General features: G+C 63.7%; 18 protein-coding genes and 1 tRNA gene. 8 read left to right on the top strand and 11 right to left on the bottom strand.

The genetic code is table 11. The features are described 5' to 3' along the window. The first annotated feature begins 4 nt into the window (after window positions 1-4). Complete coding sequence (locus tag FYC77_RS12915; protein ID WP_149081912.1) at window positions 5-1,162, top strand: thiolase family protein; 1,158 nt, start codon at window positions 5-7, stop codon at window positions 1,160-1,162. Beyond that, window positions 1,159-1,563, top strand: a complete 405-nt coding sequence (locus FYC77_RS12910) for a nucleic acid-binding protein (RefSeq protein WP_149081911.1) — start codon at window positions 1,159-1,161, stop codon at window positions 1,561-1,563. The genes FYC77_RS12915 and FYC77_RS12910 overlap by 4 nt, the downstream gene beginning before the upstream one ends. Here the strand turns inward: FYC77_RS12910 and FYC77_RS12905 are convergent. Beyond that, window positions 1,560-2,396 (bottom strand): DUF7547 family protein, encoded by an 837-nt coding sequence (locus FYC77_RS12905; RefSeq protein WP_149081910.1) that lies wholly within the window; start codon window positions 2,394-2,396, stop codon window positions 1,560-1,562. The two genes, FYC77_RS12910 and FYC77_RS12905, sit on opposite strands and share 4 nt — an antisense overlap. A 146-nt stretch (window positions 2,397-2,542) precedes the next feature. Here FYC77_RS12905 and FYC77_RS12900 point away from each other — a divergent pair, with 146 nt between their 5' ends. The 3 genes from FYC77_RS12900 (at window position 2,543) to FYC77_RS12890 (ending at window position 4,484) form a co-directional block, all read left to right on the top strand. Next, a complete protein-coding gene (locus tag FYC77_RS12900) occupies window positions 2,543-3,190 on the top strand; it encodes a DUF7504 family protein (protein ID WP_149081909.1) in 648 nt (215 codons plus the stop codon). Between the two features lie 78 nt (window positions 3,191-3,268). Continuing rightward, window positions 3,269-4,033, top strand: a complete 765-nt coding sequence (locus FYC77_RS12895) for a ribonuclease H-like domain-containing protein (RefSeq protein WP_149081908.1) — start codon at window positions 3,269-3,271, stop codon at window positions 4,031-4,033. 55 nt (window positions 4,034-4,088) lie between these two features. Continuing rightward, on the top strand, window positions 4,089-4,484 hold the full coding sequence (locus FYC77_RS12890; protein ID WP_149081907.1) for an acyl-CoA thioesterase: 396 nt from the start codon (window positions 4,089-4,091) through the stop codon (window positions 4,482-4,484). Window positions 4,485-4,560: 76 nt separating this feature from the next. On the opposite strand, the gene FYC77_RS12885 is transcribed toward FYC77_RS12890, so the two are convergent. From FYC77_RS12885 to FYC77_RS12860, 6 genes are all read right to left on the bottom strand, one after another. Continuing rightward, a complete protein-coding gene (locus FYC77_RS12885) occupies window positions 4,561-4,848 on the bottom strand; it encodes a HalOD1 output domain-containing protein (RefSeq protein WP_149081906.1) in 288 nt (95 codons plus the stop codon). Between the two features lie 342 nt (window positions 4,849-5,190). Next, a tRNA-Thr gene (locus tag FYC77_RS12880) sits at window positions 5,191-5,264 on the bottom strand. Window positions 5,265-5,276: 12 nt separating this feature from the next. Then, window positions 5,277-5,771 carry a GNAT family N-acetyltransferase gene (locus FYC77_RS12875; protein WP_149081905.1) on the bottom strand — a complete coding sequence of 165 codons (495 nt, stop codon included), beginning with the start codon at window positions 5,769-5,771 and terminating at the stop codon, window positions 5,277-5,279. A gap of 50 nt (window positions 5,772-5,821) precedes the next feature. After that, complete coding sequence (locus tag FYC77_RS12870; RefSeq protein WP_149081904.1) at window positions 5,822-6,430, bottom strand: CBS domain-containing protein; 609 nt, start codon at window positions 6,428-6,430, stop codon at window positions 5,822-5,824. A gap of 96 nt (window positions 6,431-6,526) precedes the next feature. Further along, window positions 6,527-7,285 carry a GTP cyclohydrolase III gene (locus FYC77_RS12865; RefSeq protein WP_149081903.1) on the bottom strand — a complete coding sequence of 253 codons (759 nt, stop codon included), beginning with the start codon at window positions 7,283-7,285 and terminating at the stop codon, window positions 6,527-6,529. A 157-nt stretch (window positions 7,286-7,442) separates the two neighbouring features. Next, window positions 7,443-7,766: a DUF5785 family protein gene (locus tag FYC77_RS12860; protein ID WP_149081902.1), complete on the bottom strand. Its 324-nt coding sequence runs from the start codon at window positions 7,764-7,766 to the stop codon at window positions 7,443-7,445. 114 nt (window positions 7,767-7,880) lie between these two features. On the opposite strand from FYC77_RS12860, the gene mutS reads away from it, so the two are divergent. Next, a complete protein-coding gene (gene mutS / locus FYC77_RS12855; protein ID WP_149081901.1) occupies window positions 7,881-10,655 on the top strand; it encodes a DNA mismatch repair protein MutS in 2,775 nt (924 codons plus the stop codon). Window positions 10,656-10,766: 111 nt separating this feature from the next. On the opposite strand, the gene FYC77_RS12850 is transcribed toward mutS, so the two are convergent. Further along, window positions 10,767-10,952 carry a hypothetical protein gene (locus FYC77_RS12850; RefSeq protein WP_149081900.1) on the bottom strand — a complete coding sequence of 62 codons (186 nt, stop codon included), beginning with the start codon at window positions 10,950-10,952 and terminating at the stop codon, window positions 10,767-10,769. A gap of 17 nt (window positions 10,953-10,969) precedes the next feature. Beyond that, the gene (nucS, locus tag FYC77_RS12845; protein ID WP_149081899.1) at window positions 10,970-11,722 is read right to left on the bottom strand and encodes an endonuclease NucS; all 753 of its coding nucleotides are present in this window, start codon (window positions 11,720-11,722) and stop codon (window positions 10,970-10,972) included. A gap of 110 nt (window positions 11,723-11,832) precedes the next feature. Between nucS and FYC77_RS12840 the strand changes: the two genes are divergently transcribed. Next, window positions 11,833-12,411 carry a hypothetical protein gene (locus tag FYC77_RS12840; protein ID WP_149081898.1) on the top strand — a complete coding sequence of 193 codons (579 nt, stop codon included), beginning with the start codon at window positions 11,833-11,835 and terminating at the stop codon, window positions 12,409-12,411. Window positions 12,412-12,449: 38 nt separating this feature from the next. Here the strand turns inward: FYC77_RS12840 and FYC77_RS12835 are convergent, their stop codons facing one another. Beyond that, complete coding sequence (locus FYC77_RS12835; protein WP_149081897.1) at window positions 12,450-12,941, bottom strand: hypothetical protein; 492 nt, start codon at window positions 12,939-12,941, stop codon at window positions 12,450-12,452. 253 nt (window positions 12,942-13,194) lie between these two features. Here FYC77_RS12835 and FYC77_RS12830 point away from each other — a divergent pair, with 253 nt between their 5' ends. After that, a complete protein-coding gene (locus tag FYC77_RS12830; RefSeq protein WP_149081896.1) occupies window positions 13,195-15,129 on the top strand; it encodes a beta-CASP ribonuclease aCPSF1 in 1,935 nt (644 codons plus the stop codon). 76 nt (window positions 15,130-15,205) lie between these two features. Here the strand turns inward: FYC77_RS12830 and FYC77_RS12825 are convergent, their stop codons facing one another. Next, the gene (locus FYC77_RS12825; RefSeq protein WP_149081895.1) at window positions 15,206-16,060 is read right to left on the bottom strand and encodes an endonuclease III domain-containing protein; all 855 of its coding nucleotides are present in this window, start codon (window positions 16,058-16,060) and stop codon (window positions 15,206-15,208) included. Window positions 16,061-16,080: the final 20 nt, after the last annotated feature.

Genomic DNA, 16,080 nt, shown 5'->3' with positions numbered 1-16,080 from the left:
GGATATGGAACGTGTTGCAATCATCGGCGCGTCGATGACCCAGTTCGGACAGCGCGAGGAGTGGGTCGTCGACCTCCTCACGGAGGCCGCCCTCGATTGTCTCGAGGACGCAGCGGTAGACGCGTCGGCCGTCGAGCACCTGTACGTCTCGAACATGGCCAGCGGCGAGTTCGAAGGACAGTCGGGCGTCATGAACGCAGTCGCTCACGATATCGGTGCCGTGCCGGCGTACACGCAGCGAGTCGACCAGACGAGTTCCAGTGGTGGTGCTGGCATGTACGCCGCCTGGCAGTCGGTGGCAAGCGGCGCGAGCGAGATGACGCTGCTCGTCGGCGGCGAGAAGATGACCCACAAGACGACCGGCGAGGCGACCGACGTCATCGCCTCGTTGACCCACCCTGCCGAGTACAAAACCGGCGTCACGCTGCCGTCGTTCGCCGGCCTGACGGCACGACACTACCTCGAGCGCTTCGACGCCCCTCGCGAAAGTCTCGCGAAGGTCGCCGTGAAAAATCACGAGAACGGCGTCGACAACCCACACGCCCAGTTTCAAAAGGAGATCGACGTCGAGACCGTACTCGAGTCGCCGATCGTCGCCGATCCGCTCCGCCTGTACGACTTCTGTCCGATCACGGACGGCTCCGCGGCGCTTCTGTTCTGTCCGGAATCCGTCGCGAAGGAGTACGCCGACGAGTACGTCGTCGTCGCCGGGATCGACGGTGCGACCGATACCCACGTCGTCCACGAACGCGAAGATCCGACCGTGATGGGCGGCGTCGTCGAGAGCGGCGAGGGTGCCTACGAGATGAGCGGCTACGGCCCTGACGACGTCGATGTCGCGGAGCTCCACGACATGTTCACCATCCTCGAGTTCCTCCAGATGGAGGGTCTCGGCTTCGCCGAGCAGGGGGAGGCCTGGAAACTCGTCGAAGAGGGCTACACCGAACGTGATACCGGCGAGTTACCGATCAACACGTCGGGTGGACTCAAATCCAAGGGACACCCACTCGGTGCCAGCGGCGTCGCACAGGGCGTCGAAATCTACGAGCAACTCGTCGGCGAGGCAGGCCCGCGTCAGGTGGACGCAGACGTCGGCCTCGCGTGTAACGTCGGCGGGTTCGGAAACTGCGTAATCACGACTATCATGGAGGCAGCACGATGACGATGGAAGCCTACCGATACGAAGACGGTTCGATCAGCTATCCTGGACATCCCCGAAGCCTCGACGGCTCGGAGCCGGTCGACACGATCGATCTGAGCGAGTACACTGCAGAGGTCATCACGTGGACGACGAGTACCGCCACGCCGCCGGGTGTCCGCCAGCCGAACACCCTCGTGATTGTCGAGTTCGATCTCAGTGAGGCGTCTGAGGACGCCTCGAGAAGCCAGATAGAGGGCGAGGACGGCGAGACCGTTCGAGCGATCGGGCAGGCGACGACCGACGACGTCGAGACGGGCGATACGGTGCGTCCGGTCCACGTCGACGAACTCCGCGAGCCGGGTGCCGGCATCCGCGAACCGGACAGTCAGGAGTGGGACGGTTACCGTTTCGAGCCGGTCTAACTCTCGTCTTCGCGACCGCCGTCACGATTCTCGCTCCCGTTTCCATCCGAGTCGTCGGTCCGGTGGTCTTCACCGTCAGCTACGCCGTCGAAATCCGCTCCATCGGAGTCGTCGGAGCCCGTGCCGTCGATGCCGCCGTGATCCTCGCCGGCCGAATCGTCGACAGCCCCGACACCGTCGTCCGCGGACTCACTCGTCCCTTCCTCGTCTGCGCCGTACCGATCTTTCAGCGTCTCGAGTTCGGCGTCGACGTCGACGGCGGACTCCGGCTCCGGCTGGGCGTCCTCGGAATCGGATCGCGGATCGCCGTCCGTCACGTCGATATCGATCGACCTCGAACCGGACGATCGGTCGGAATCAACGGGATCGTCTTCTTCCGTGGCGGCTCTCAGACGGTCGTCTACCTCGTCGCGGAGCGTTCGGGCGTCGGTGAGGAGCTCCCTAGCGTGTTCGTCCGCCGGAAGCGTCCCCTCCGACGACGCTCGTTGAAGCTCGGCGAGCACCGTATCGAGCCTCGAGAGCGTCGTTTTCCTGAGTTCGTTTGCTCGCTCGTTTGAGACGGCGACTGCGTCCGTCGTTCGATCCCTGACCTCCCGCTCGGTTCGGACGAGTTCGAGCCCCCGCTGGAACGCCTCGAGTGCGCGAACGCTCGACTCGAGGACGGCGAGCAGGGCGGGGATCGCGACCTCGTCAGTAAACGAGAGTAGCTCCCGCGGCGTGGGGGGCCGAAGCGGCGGTCGACGCCGGGGGGACTCGAGTTCGTCGGAAAGCTCGTCGATCGTCCGCGTCAGTTCACGGATCGCCTCGACGAGTTCGTCATCTCGGTCGGCCATACCACCCCTACGTGGTTCTGTATGAAAAGAGAGACGATTGGTGGCTGTTTATCGGCGTCAGATGGTTGCAATTAGGAATGAACTCGATTTCTAAACAATTTTCCGGCCACAATATTTATTTAATTCATCACCCTGACCTAGTGTGAATGCAACGTGAACTGGGGGAGCGGGGGGGAGAGCGTACAACGTTTGCCCAAACGCTCAACACGTTGAAGCATACGGGGAGTAATCTGCTTCTCGTCGGAAGGGGTGGTGGTGCACACGGTACCGCCTGCCGTCGGCTGCGTGGTGAAAGCCGAGGCGAGTCGCGGTATCGCGTGTTCGTAACGGACGACGCGAGATGCTGTTACCACGACCACGAGGCCGAAGACGTGACCACTGCCATCGTCGAGTACTCCGGACCATCCTCGAGCGATTCCGGAGTCGGAGACGGCAGCGAAGAGGCGCTCTGCCAACTCGTCACCGACGTCATCGATACCGTCGAGGAGTTCGAGGACGAAGCCGACGGATTCGAGCCCTCGGAGCTTCGCGTCTGCGTCGACTCGCTCGTGCCGTTGCTGCAGCAATACGACACCGAGGACGTCTTTCGGTTCGTTCACGTGACGACCGCCCGAATCGAGCAGGCGCGTGGTATGGGCCACTATCACCTCCCAGTGTCGCGCGACCACGACGCGATTTCCCTACTCGAGCCGATGTTCGACGCCGTCGTGTCGCTTCGAACCCGCGAGAACGTCCACGAACAGCAGTGGCACCTCCGCGATCAGGGGACCACGACCGACTGGATCCAACTCTGACGTCCTCGAGCGGACGCCAGCGCCACAGCGCCCGGCGAGACCCGAGTGTTTTTTACGGTCTCTCCCCCCTGAACAGGTGTGCGAATCGAGAACAGTTTCATTCCCGTCCGCGGCGTCGGTGAGCACACCGAACGGCGCCTCTGGGAGCACGGCATCACCCACTGGGACGAGTTCGACGGCAGCGTCGTCGGAGAGACCCTCGCCGACCGGATCGACGCGTTCATCGAAGACGGACGCACACACCTCGATCGCGGCGACGTCTCCGTCTTCGCTGATCAGTTGCCCGCCTCGAGCCGCTGGCGGCTCTACGAGAACGTCCGCGAGAACACCTGTTTTCTGGACATCGAGACCACAGGGCTCGACGCGAACCGAAACCGGGTGACGACGGTCAGCCTCCACTGGGGCGGCGAAACCGAGACGTTCGTCAACGGCCGGGATCTCACGTGTCAGCGCCTCGAGGCGGAACTCGAGCGATCGTCGTTGCTGGTGACGTTCAACGGACAGCGCTTCGACGTTCCGTTTCTCGAGACGTGTTACGACCTCGACGTCACCGTTCCGCACGTCGATCTGCTCTACCCCTGTAAGAAACTCGGACTCGACGGCGGACTCAAGGCGATCGAGCGGGAGGTCGGTATCGGCCGAGAGATGCCGGATCTTAGCGGACAGGACGCCGTCAGACTCTGGCACGAGTACGAACGCGGCGACGACGCCGCTCTGGAAACCCTCGTCGAGTACAATCGCGCGGATACGGAGAACATGAAACCACTGATGGAGACCGTCGCCGATCGGTTACATCGGCAGGTCTTCGAGACGTGTTGTCCCTCCGGTGCTCGTGAGAGATGATCCGGCTTCGCTCGGGAGCGCCAATCATACGGTGGTAGACGACGTTCACACGGTCATGAACGAATTCGAGTACGAGGTCGACCTCGAGGTTCGGCTTCGCGACATCGATTTCATGGGTCACGTGAACAACGCAGTCTACGCGACGTACCTCGAACAGGCTCGTGATCGGTACTTCACCGACGTGCTCGAGGTCTCGCTGGCCGACGTCGGGACTGTCCTCGCCAATCTCGAGATCGATTACGCACAGCCGATCGAAGCCGACGAATCGGTGACAGTCGCTCTCGGTGTCCGCGAACTCGGCGACGCCAGTATTCCCATCGAGTACGAGATCCGTGCGGACGGTACGGTCGCCGCGACGGCCCGCACCGTTCAGGTCGTCGTCGACGCCGAGACGGGCGAATCACAGTCCGTCCCGTCGACGTGGCGGTCCCGGATCGAGAGTCGCCGGTAGTCTGCCGGACGGCCCGCTGGCCGCCGGTGGGTGGCCCCGCAGGCCGTGGGCCCACCGCCACGACGGGATCGCAGTCCTACTCCTCGAGGTCGTCGTACACTTCGACGTCGCCCTCGCTGGTGACGACGACGCGATAGCCACAGAACGGAAACTCGACGCGACCGTGTGTTCGGGTCGTCCCATCGGCGCGAGGAGAAAACAGGGAATCGAGTGCTTCGGGATTGACGACGCTGTAGAGCGATTCGTATTCGGGTGGTTCGATCTCCATCGGATCGACTCCTTCCCGTTCGGCGACCGAAGCGATTACTTTGAAGCTCAGTGGGTGAGTCGAATCAATCTGCGAGCGATCGACTGAGAGTAGCATTGGGCGCACACTTTCTTTCGGTGCACATAAACCCTCTGGCCTCAACACGAGCCTGTTGGCTAATCATATACTTCAACGTACGCTTGTATCCAGTAGCAACCTTTTTGGGCATGGTCTTATATCTGTGTTTATGATTCTTTCTTTGGTTAAAATTATTTAACGAGAAAATATCCACCTAGAAAGGAGAGATTGTAACGAAACGAAAGGCAATCGACGTCTCAAAATTGCTCGCGACGACCGAAGCCAGGGAGGGGATTTGAACCACGGTCGGATCAAAGCACCTCCCTGATTCAACTCCCGCCCTCTCTCGTCGTCGCTCGCGAACGTGCTCGCGACGACCGAAGCCAGGGCGGGGATTTGAACCCCGGAAGTCTCGATTACAAGTCGAGTGCATGAACCGCCCATGCTCCCCTGGCGCAGTCGGTCAGTTAGCGGTCCTCCTTTGAGTGTGTGTCGTTTTCCGACCGACCCGCCAGTGACCGTTCCATCGTCACGCGTAGTGGGTCGTATCCGTGACGGCGGTAGAATCGTCTCGCCTCCTCGTTTTCGGCCATCACCTCGAGTACCAGTACTTCCACGTCCCGCGCTTCGAACGCCGCTTCGACCGCCTCGAGCAGGGCCGAGCCGATCCCGCGGCCGCGGTAGTCTGGTTCGACGTACAGATTCGAGAGTGATCCGCGGGTTGCCTCGAGTTCTAGAGCACCATGTTCGACCGAAAAGGAGGCGAATCCGACGATTTCACCGTCGACGCGAGCGACGAGCAGTCCGTCGGTCGCCTGGTAAGCAGCGAGCGTTTCGCGCATCGTCGTTCGATTGGGGTCGGGTCGGACGTACGAGCCGTGCGAGCACTGATCTCGTGCGAGACGTACCCACAGCTCCGTAATCGCCTCGAGGTCGTCGGGCGTCGCGGGTTCGACGATCATGTGATCGAGTCACTCGCGGACAGCGCGAAAAGGACTGTGCATCGAGCCGATCACACTGTTCGGCAGTCAGAACAGACGAGCTGTCCGTTGGCGTCCCAGAGCGTGTCCGCAAGCGAGCCACAGGTCTCACAGACGCCTTGAGTAGAGTACTCATCGCCGCCGTTGGGAAGCGCGCGTTCGTCAGCCGTCCCCCCGAGCGTTGGCGCGACCGACTCGTCGGTTCGGCGCTCCGTGTCGGCTATCGGGTCGGTCGACCGGGGCGACCCCATCGCTCCCTGAAAGGACCCCGCCGCGGCGATGACGTCCCGTTGCGTGAGCAGTCCGAGGACCTCCTCGCCGTCCTCGACGACGACGTTCCGGATGTTTTCCCGGCCCATCGTGGTCGCTGCACCAGAGAGCGAGCGGTCCGGCCCGATCGAGATCACAGGCGTCGTCATCACGTCGCCGACGTCGGTCTCGGCGGGATTACCCTCGTCGGCGACGACGCCGAGTACGTCCCACTCGGTGACGATGCCGACCGGCACCGAGCCGCGAACGACGAGTACGCTACTCGTTCGCTCCTCGCGCATGAGCCGAACCGCGCCGAGGAGGCTGTCCGACTCGCTGACCCCGACGTATTCGGTCGTCAGGACGTCCCTGACCGACAGTTCCGATTCCATATGTGAACAATACACATGGGCGGGCTAAAAGCTACCCCCGCTACACTTAAGCGAATCGGCGGAGAAGTTTCGGGGCCCGGCGACCGCACCCGATTACTACGCGAGCTCGACTCTCGTCCCGTCGGCCCGGCACACTTCGAGGGCGTGTTTCGCGGCGAAGCCAGCGTCGTGGGCGCTCGAGCCCCGACCGACGCCGACTTGCAGTTCGACGTCGACGGCGGTTTCGACGTGGCCGATCGCCTCTTCGTAATCGTCGGACTCGAGGTCGGGACAGACGACGATGACGTTGTCACCGCCGACAAAAAACGAGAGGCTGTCGTGGGCGTGGCGCATGTGGCGCATGAGTTCGGCGTAGCCCTGTTCGATCTGGATGAAGCTATCGAAAGCGTTGAGTTCGTCCGTATACTGCCCGGTGGCGTCGACGACGTCGAAATGGGCTATCTGGACGTCGTCGTCGGTCCGGTGAGGATCGTCGATAGTCCGTCCCTCGAGACACTCCCGTCTGTCCTCGTCCTGTGCGCTGCCGGCGTCTTGGACGACTGTTGTCGCGTCGGAAAGCGCCTGAACGGGTGAGGTACCCGTCGCGACGCCGAGACTGAGCGTGACAGGATACCGGTTGCCGACGGACTCCTGGAGGAGTTCGTGGTCGGCCATCGTCAGGCCGTTCGTGACGGCGATCATGTTGTCGAACCGGGTGAAAAACGTATAGCCGTCGCGGTTACCGACGAACTGGGAGATGTCTGCGTAGAGGCGAGACTGCATCGTCTGGAGGTCCGCCTCCCGGCGAGGCTCGGGGGTCACCGTCCACGGCCCGTAGTTGTCGATCTGAACGAGCGTTACCTGCGTATTAGTCACGGTAGCGGAGTCTTCCGAACGGCTCCGTATAAGTGATACGTAATCCAGATTCGTGACGGTCGTGTGTCGACACGAGTCCAACGGGTGATCGCCAAGAACTCGGGGCGCATACGGTGTCCTGTCCGGCAACTCCGGAAGAACGAGACAGCAATCCGTATCAGGCGTGTTTCTTCTCCGGGTTCACACCCGTTGGGTGGTACTCCCAGAAGTTCCCTTCGCGCATGGCCGCACCGACGGCCTTGTGCATGTCCGTGATCGTCTCGAACTCCGCCGGCTCGACGTACTCGAAGATGTCGCGCATCGAGACGACCGTCTCGTAGTTGATCCGGATCGGGTCGTCGCCGTGTTCGGCGACGAATTCGTCGCGCTCGAGGGGAAAGTCCTCCTCGTCGTCGACCTTCTTGGCGATGATCGCCATATCGTACTTGCGCATCCCCTCGCTGCCCTCCTCCCCGTCGGGATCGTGTGGCCAGTCGCTCATGCCCGATGGTGGGTGTGGTGGGTGCAAAAGGATTACTCCTCGTGGGCGGCCGCCGTCTCGACAGCCTCGCCCGATCCAGCAAGCTATTTCCCCGTCGGGCGGCGGCATTCGGGTATGGATCCGGCGCTTGGCCCTCCCGAAGAGATGGCCGAGAAACGAGACGAGTTGACGCCGATGATGCGTCAGTATCACGACCTCTGTGCCCGGTACGACGACGCGCTCGTGCTCTTTCAGGTCGGCGACTTCTACGAGACGTTCTGTGGCGCCGCCGAGCGGACCGCGCGGCTGCTCGAGATCACCCTCACCAGCCGCGAGGACAGCACCGGCGAGTACCCCATGTCCGGGATCCCGATCGACAACGCGGAGTCGTACATCGAGACGCTGCTCGAGGCGGGCTACCGGGTCGCCGTTGCAGACCAGGTCGAGGAACCCGGCGAAACCTCGGGCGTCGTCGACCGCGCGGTCACACGCGTTATCACCCCCGGAACGCTCACCGAGGACGAACTCCTCGCAAGCGACGATAACAACTTCGTCGCGGCGGTCGCTCACGGCAACGGCGAGTCGCCGGCCCCTCGAGTGGGAGACGGCTCGCGAACCGGCGGGACCGAGACGCTCGCGCTCGCGTTGCTCGACGTCTCGACCGGCGACTTCCTCGCGACCAGTTCGCGCTCCCCGGACGCCATCGCGGACGAGGTCAGTCGGTTCGACCCTGCAGAGGCCGTCCTCGGCCCGAACGCGCCGCGGGACGTCCTCCCCGAGGAGTGTATGGTCACGCCGTTCGACGCCGCAGCGTTCGACCGCGAGCGCGCCGCTTCCCTCCTCTCGCGGTACTACGGCCACCCCGACGCGTTGCTCGCGGAGGACGCCGAAATCCGCGCCTGTGGCGCGCTCCTTGCGTACGCGGAGTACGTCCGCGGCGGCGAACACGCCGCAAGCGCCGGGAGCGACGACGAGGCCGCACCCGTCACCGAGCCGGCCGACCCCGACGAACGCAGTCGGCTCGAGTATCTCACCCACCTCACGCGGTACGATCCCCGCGAGTATCTTCTGTTGGATGCGGTCGCCCTGCGCAGTCTCGAGTTGTTCGAGCCGCGGGCCGTCCACGGCCGCGACGACGCGACGCTCGTCGGCGTCCTCGACGAGACCGCGAGTGCGCTCGGCGGTCGAACGCTGCGCGACTGGCTCCGCCGACCGCTGCTCGAGCCCGACCGCATCGAGTCGCGACTCGACGCCGTCGAGGAACTCACCGGCGCGGTCCAAACTCGAGAAGAACTGCACGATCATCTCCGGGACGTCTACGACTTGGAGCGACTGATCGGACGAATCTCGCGCGAGCGGGCGAACGCCCGGGATCTGCGTTCGTTGCGAGCCACCCTGGCGGTCGTCCCCGAGATTCGCCAGCGCCTCGTCGACGCCGACTGCGATCGGCTCCAGCGACTCCACGACGAGCTCGATCCGTTGGTCGATGTCCGCGAGGCGATCGACGAGGCGATCGTCGAGAATCCGCCGATCGAGATCACCGAGGGCGACATTATCGCCGACGGCTACGACGACGGCCTCGACGAGTTGCGGGCGACCGCCCGCGACGGCAAACAGTGGATCGAAGACCTGGAGGAGCGCGAACGCGAGCGAACCGGAATCGACTCGCTGAAGGTCGGCTACAACTCGGTTCATGGCTACTACATCGAGGTGACCAACCCCAACCTCGAGTCGGTCCCCGACGACTACGAGCGCCGACAGACGCTCAAGAACTCCGAACGGTTCGTCACGCCGGAGCTCAAACGCCGCGAGGACGAGATCGTCGGCGCAGAAGAGCGTGCGGACGAACGCGAGTACGACCTCTTCTGTGAGGTTCGTCGAGACGTCGCCGACGAGGTCGAGCGCGTCCAAGCGCTGGCCAACGCGGTCGCAACCCTCGACGCCGTCGTCGCGCTCGCGACCGCCGCCGCGGAGTACGACTACTGTCGGCCGGAGATAACGGATACCGACCGTCGAAGCGGCCTCGAAATCGACATCGAGGGCGGTCGCCACCCCGTCGTCGAGCGCACCCAGGAGTCGTTCGTCCCGAACGACGCGCGCTTCGACGACGGCCGGCGGCTCGCGATCATCACCGGCCCCAACATGTCAGGAAAGTCGACGTACATGCGTCAGGTCGCCCAGATCGTCCTCCTCGCGCAGGTCGGCAGTTTCGTCCCCGCGCAGTCGGCGAGGATCACGCCGGTCGATCGCATCTTCACTCGCGTGGGCGCGAGCGACGACATCGCGGGCGGTCGATCGACGTTCATGGTCGAGATGGACGAACTCGCGACGATCCTGCGCGAGGCCGACGAGCGCTCGCTCGTCTTGCTGGACGAGGTGGGTCGGGGAACGTCCACCGCGGACGGCCTCGCTATCGCACGGGCGATCACCGAACACGTCCACGACGAGGTCGGCGCGACGACGCTGTTCGCGACTCACCACCACCCGCTGACGGAACTCGCCGACGACCTCCAGGCGGCGTTTCCGCTCCACTTCGAGGTCGAGGGAGTCGACGACGAGGTCGTCTTTCACCACGAGATCGCCTCGGGCGCGGCAACCGGTTCGTACGGCATCGAGGTTGCGACGGCTGCAGGAGTTCCCGAGACGGTCGTCGAGCGCTCCCGGGAACTGGTCGACGGGACAGCAAGTGCGGCCGACACAACGGGGACCGCTCGAGATATCGACGAATTCGAACGTGTACACACGGGACGAGATCCGGCGGCTGCAGGCGGTCCGTCGCCCGCTACGGCGGACGGTGGGGACGACCCGACCGATATCGCTGCCGAGCTACGGGCACTCGATCTGGGCCATCTCACGCCAGTCGAGGCGCTGACCGAACTGGATCGATTGAAGCGCATGCTCGAGGAGTAGTCTGGAACGGACGGGCAGTGGTCCGTATCAGCGCTTTACCGCGCGCGTCTTCGAACACGTGTTCGACGGTTTTGGGATACGCCAACAGCACGAAACAGACGATGGCGGGTCCTACCGCATGGTCGCCACCGCGAACGTATACGGCACCTGATCGAACCCGACGAGAACCCCGACCGCACAGCACAGTTTGACGCCCAGCGGTACGGCCTCGTCGCCGGGAGTCGACGTCACCGGCGGTGGTTCGCTCGAGTCAGTTTCGGCGCACCCGCGACCCGGACAGCGGGTGGGCTGGGACATCGAGACAGGAACCCGTATCAGTCATCGCAGCCCGTCTCGGGAGTTGGCTCGAGCGAGACGAACTCGAGGCCGTGTTCGGAGAGCAGTCGGTCGGCTCTGTCGGTGACGGAGGGTGCGACGAGGATGCCCCGGACAGCGACGTCGGCGTGCAGGTCACCCGCGAGCGCGTCGACGTACCGACGAAGCTGGCTCACGGCGTCGGGGCCGACGCGGCGGCGCTTGAGTTCGACGACGACGGCCCGTCCCGCCGCGTCCTCGCCGTAGATGTCGACGGCACCGGCGGACGTGTCGCGTTCGGTCGCCAGCGGCCGGAACTCCGGCTCGAGGAGGCTTGGCTCGTCGAGAATCCGCTGTCGGAGGTCCGCTTCGGTCCCCGAAAGCGTGAGTTCGGTCTCGTCGGAGCCGGCGAACGCCGAGACCTGCAGGACGTCTCGAAACCGGACGAGCAAGCGCTCCTCGGGGGTCGACCGGGCGCTCTCGAGGACGACGTCGCCACCGTCACAGTACACCTCCTGCTCACAGCCCGGTGGCTGCCAGTTGACCGGCTGTTGGCCTTCGTCGGTGTGGACGAGCGTTGCGCCGTCGGGTTTGCACAGTATGAGCCGATCGCCCGCCCCGAGCCGACTCGAAGCTCGCCCCTCGTAATCGACGGTACATCTCCCGAAGACGGTAACGAGTGCACCACGGTCGATCCCGTCGGCGATCGCGTCTCGAGTGGCGTCTGGGCTGGGCTCCTCGAGGGACGTCACAGCTGCTCGGTCGGTCGTCACTGAGACCCGATAGCCACCAGTCAGTAAAAAGGGATGCGGGACGTGATAGTTCTCCAGTGTGATCGATACCTAAACCCTTACCTGTCGTCCGCTCTGCGCGCTAGTACATCATGACGAACCTCCACGACCGCCGTCGAGTGCTTCAGATTGCCGGTGCAGGCGCTATCGCGTCTGTCGCGGGTTGTTCGGACCTCGATTCGTCCGAGAGCGTCGAGAGCGAACCGGGGGCCGATGGGTCCGGTGACCAGCAAGACGCTCATGGTAGCGACGACGAACAGGGAGACGTGCTCACTGCGATCGCCGAACCGGAGATGGACGACATGCAAGAGCTCCAAGAGGAGGTTATGACGGGCGAACTCTCCCAGGAGGAAGCGATGCAACGGCAGAACGAACTCCACGAGGAAGCGATCGACGAGTTCGAAACGCGCGTCGACTCGGAAGACGACACGGACCTCCGCATCGAGGAGACCGAGGATGGATCGGGACTCTACCTCGTCGACGGCTCGGCGGACGTCCTCGTCGACGCGCTCCGAAGCGGCGATATTTCCGTGCTCGGACAGACGGGACTCTACGACCAGATTCTCCAGCAACAACAACAGCAACAGCCCGAGGGCGAGGAGATCGACGAAGACCAACTCGAGGAGATCGAGGAACAACTCGAAGAGCAGGCGAGCGAGGACGACGAGTAACGGCTGCCCGACGTGAGACGATCGGAGGCGACTGCGGGTTAGGCCTCGGGATCGACGCCGAACGGACTCTCGCGTTCCGTCCAGTCCCAGCCGGGAATCCGTTCCTGGAACCCAGCGGCGAGCGCCGCCTCGAGATCGTCGACGCCCGCGTTTTCGTCGGGGCCGCCGTGTACCTGGAGATCTGCGTAGTGAAACGTCGCTTCGCCGAGCGTCCGCAGCGGCTGCGTGCCGGCGATCGTCGCCGCGAGTTCTCGGCCGAGCAGTTCGTCGACGACGAATCCGGGATAGTCGTCCTCGACGTCGAGGTCGCGGAGAATAGCAACCATCGCGGCGACGTTGACCGCCAGGTCGCCGTCGGCGAAGACGATATCGACCTCCCTCCGGTACTGTGATTGGGTGACGGGATCGACGTCGACCTCGAACACCCGCCCCAGGTCCTCACGAACGTCGTTTACGATCGGAACGACGACGTTGGCGTGGTCTCGCACCCAGTCCCGTTCGGTCGCGACGCGCTCTCGAGTCAGGTTCATACGTCGTGTTCGGCCTCGAGTCCCCTGGGCTTTGCGAAGGCTTTTATACAACGCGAGGAATACCGTCAGGTAAGCGGGTTCTCCCTGGAATCTTCCCGCACGAACCAGGACACCGACCTGGGAGCGTATTCGTCACGACACGGAGCGACACGGATGATCCGAAAGAGAAGACGTCCTGCGTCGTCTCTCCCCGTCGCTCTCTCGAAGAAATCGTTCCCCGTCGGCGAGTTCACGCAAGCCGAATCTGGCGATTATGAGCACTGTAGAGCAGCAACTCGACGATTTGCAAGCAGAGATCACGAGTGAGTTACCGAGCGATATCTCGGTCTCCTCGGTGAAGTACGAAGGGCCGGAACTGGTCGTCTACACGCGCGATCCGAAGAAGTTCGCCCAGCAGGGTGATCTCATTCGAAAGCTCGCGAGTAAACTCCGAAAGCGGATCACTGTCCGCCCCGATCCGAGCGTTCTCTCTCGACCCGAGCACGCCCGACAGGAGATCATGGACGTCGTTCCCGAGGAGGCCGGCGTTTCGGATCTCGATTTCCACGCCGACACCGGCGAGGTCGTCATCGAAGCCGAGAAGCCGGGTATGGTGATCGGCCGACACGGCTCGACCCTCCGGGACATCACCAAGAACGTCGGGTGGACGCCCGAAGTCGTCCGGACGCCGCCTATCGAGTCCTCGACCGTCTCGAACGTCCGGAGCTTTCTCAAGCAAGAACGCGACGAGCGCCGCGACATTTTAGAGCGCGTCGGCCGGCAGATCCACCGCGAAGAAATGTCCGACGACGAGTACGTTCGCATCTCGACGCTCGGTTGCTGTCGGGAGGTTGGGCGTGCGTCGTTTATCCTCTCGACGCCGGAGACGCGCATCCTCATCGACTGTGGCGACAAGCCCGGAGCAGAGGGTGAGGTCCCCTACCTCCACGCCCCCGAAGCACTGGGCGCCGGCCCGCAGAACATCGACGCGGTCGTCCTCACCCACGCCCACCTCGACCACTCCGCGCTGATCCCGCTTCTGTTCAAGTACGGCTACGACGGCCCGATCTACTGTACCGAGCCGACGCGGGACCTGATGGGCCTGCTCACGCTCGACTACCTCGACGTCGCGGCCAAGGAAGGGCGATCCCCACCCTACGAGTCCGAACAGGTTCGCGAAGCGATCAAACACTGCATTCCGCTCGAGTACGGCGACGTCACCGACATCGCGCCGGACGTCAAACTCACGTTCCACAATGCGGGTCACATCCTCGGGTCGGCCGTGAGCCACTTCCACATCGGCGACGGCCTCTACAACGTCGCGTTCTCCGGCGACATCCACTACAAGGACACCCGCCTGTTCAACGGCGCAGTCAACGACTTCCCGCGCGTGGAGACGCTCGTCCTCGAGTCGACCTACGGCGGTCGCAACGACTACCAGACCGACCAGAAAGACTCCGAGGAGAAGCTAAAGGAAGTCATCCGGGAGGCCCACGAGAAAGGGGGCAAGGTCCTTATTCCGGCGTTCGCCGTCGGCCGCTCTCAGGAGATCATGCTCGTCTTAGAGGAGGCGATGCGAAGCGGCGACATCCCGTCGATGCCGGTTCACTTAGACGGCATGATCTGGGAGGCGACCGCAATTCACACGACCTATCCCGAGTACCTGCGCGACGATCTCCGGGACCGAATCTTCCACGAGGACGAGAATCCGTTCCTCGCAGAGGAGTTCAACCACATCGACGGCGGCGAGGAGGAACGACAGGACGTCGCCGACGGCGAGCCGTGTATCATCCTCTCCACCTCGGGGATGGTCACCGGCGGTCCGATCATGTCCTGGCTCTCTCACATCGGCCCCGACCCGGATTCGACGCTCGTCTTCGTCGGCTACCAGGCACAGGGAACCCTCGGCCGGCGCATCCAGACCGGCTGGGACGAAATCCCGACCAGCGAAGTCGGCGCAATGGGCAACGGCGGCGGCCGCGGCACCCTCGATCTCAACGTCACCGTCGAAACTGTCGACGGTTTCTCCGGTCACGCCGACCGTGCCGGCCTCGAGAACTTCGTCAAGACGATGAATCCACGTCCCGAGAAGGTGCTCTGTGTTCACGGCGACGAACGCTCCGTACAGGACCTCTCCTCGGCGTTGTACCACGACTACAACATGCGGACGTTCGCGCCGAAGAACTTAGAGACGTTTCGCTTCCTGTAGTTTCGTCTTCGCTCTCCGCTCACAACTCGAGTCCGTCCCACGCACTCGAACTTCGATTCCCTGTCGTCCAGGTCGATCACTCGACCGCTTCGACCGGGTCGATCACGTCACCAGTTTCGGGATAGACGCCGACCTGATCGCAGACGTCGCCCATCGGACAGGCGTCGGGGTCCTCGAGACACGCCGGCTTTCGCGCCGTACAGTACTCACGGCCGAACTGGATCGTCGCCGTGTGGCCGAAGCCACACTTCTCGGCAGGCACCTCGCGCTCGAGGGCGGCCCGTACCACCTCGTGGTCGGCGTCTGGCGGAGCGACACCCATACGGCGGTAGATCCGGTGGACGTGCGTATCGACGGGGAAGACGCCGGCCCGGCCACCAGCAAAGAGGAGGACGCAATCAGCGGTCTTCGGGCCGACGCCGGTCACGGAGAGGAGACTCTCGCGGACCGCCGCCGGAGACTCGTCCGTGACAAAGGCATCGAACGCGCGGGCCGACCCGAACTCCTCGAGTACCCACTCGGCCGCCGCGATGATGACCTCCGATTTTTGGTTGTAGAGGCCGGCCGAACTGATCGTCTCCGCGAGTTCGGTGCGGTCGGCGTTCGAAAGCGACGTCGCGAGGTCGGCCCCATCCTCCCGGTCCTCGTCGGCGTCTACCGCGTCTGTGCTCGATTCGCCGCCGTAGCGCTTGATGAGCGCGTCGTGGGCCGGTTGGCTCGCGACATCGCTCGTGTTCTGGCTCAGGATGGTCCGGACGAGACAGGTAAAGGCGTCTTGCCCCCCGTACGTTTTCTGCCAGTACAGTTCGCCCAGACGGTCGACGACCCGTTCGGCTCGCGTGTCGGCGGTTGCTGGATCGAACTCGGTGGCTACGCCGCCGCCGGATTCGCCGCCGCTGATGTTGACCGACGGCTCTCGATCGTCGCTCATGCGTGACGAAAACTACGTAC

It is taken from the genome of Natrialba swarupiae (assembly GCF_008245225.1).
In the GTDB taxonomy this organism is placed as follows: domain Archaea; phylum Halobacteriota; class Halobacteria; order Halobacteriales; family Natrialbaceae; genus Natrarchaeobius; species Natrarchaeobius swarupiae.
The sequence above is the reverse complement of the archived record's forward strand: the minus strand, read 5'-3'. Positions and strand labels throughout refer to the sequence as shown.

What these genes read in the sequence shown, in the direction of transcription:
- FYC77_RS12915 (WP_149081912.1), top strand. Translation starts at nt 5, where the DNA reads ATGGAACGTGTTGCAATCATCGGCGCGTCGATGACCCAGTTCGGACAG.
- FYC77_RS12910 (WP_149081911.1), top strand. Translation starts at nt 1,159, where the DNA reads ATGACGATGGAAGCCTACCGATACGAAGACGGTTCGATCAGCTATCCT.
- FYC77_RS12905 (WP_149081910.1), bottom strand. Translation starts at nt 2,396, where the DNA reads ATGGCCGACCGAGATGACGAACTCGTCGAGGCGATCCGTGAACTGACG.
- FYC77_RS12900 (WP_149081909.1), top strand. Translation starts at nt 2,543, where the DNA reads ATGCAACGTGAACTGGGGGAGCGGGGGGGAGAGCGTACAACGTTTGCC.
- FYC77_RS12890 (WP_149081907.1), top strand. Translation starts at nt 4,089, where the DNA reads ATGAACGAATTCGAGTACGAGGTCGACCTCGAGGTTCGGCTTCGCGAC.
- FYC77_RS12885 (WP_149081906.1), bottom strand. Translation starts at nt 4,848, where the DNA reads ATGCTACTCTCAGTCGATCGCTCGCAGATTGATTCGACTCACCCACTG.
- FYC77_RS12875 (WP_149081905.1), bottom strand. Translation starts at nt 5,771, where the DNA reads ATGATCGTCGAACCCGCGACGCCCGACGACCTCGAGGCGATTACGGAG.
- FYC77_RS12870 (WP_149081904.1), bottom strand. Translation starts at nt 6,430, where the DNA reads ATGGAATCGGAACTGTCGGTCAGGGACGTCCTGACGACCGAATACGTC.
- FYC77_RS12860 (WP_149081902.1), bottom strand. Translation starts at nt 7,766, where the DNA reads ATGAGCGACTGGCCACACGATCCCGACGGGGAGGAGGGCAGCGAGGGG.
- mutS (WP_149081901.1), top strand. Translation starts at nt 7,881, where the DNA reads ATGGATCCGGCGCTTGGCCCTCCCGAAGAGATGGCCGAGAAACGAGAC.
- FYC77_RS12850 (WP_149081900.1), bottom strand. Translation starts at nt 10,952, where the DNA reads ATGTCCCAGCCCACCCGCTGTCCGGGTCGCGGGTGCGCCGAAACTGAC.
- FYC77_RS12840 (WP_149081898.1), top strand. Translation starts at nt 11,833, where the DNA reads ATGACGAACCTCCACGACCGCCGTCGAGTGCTTCAGATTGCCGGTGCA.
- FYC77_RS12835 (WP_149081897.1), bottom strand. Translation starts at nt 12,941, where the DNA reads ATGAACCTGACTCGAGAGCGCGTCGCGACCGAACGGGACTGGGTGCGA.
- FYC77_RS12830 (WP_149081896.1), top strand. Translation starts at nt 13,195, where the DNA reads ATGAGCACTGTAGAGCAGCAACTCGACGATTTGCAAGCAGAGATCACG.
- FYC77_RS12825 (WP_149081895.1), bottom strand. Translation starts at nt 16,060, where the DNA reads ATGAGCGACGATCGAGAGCCGTCGGTCAACATCAGCGGCGGCGAATCC.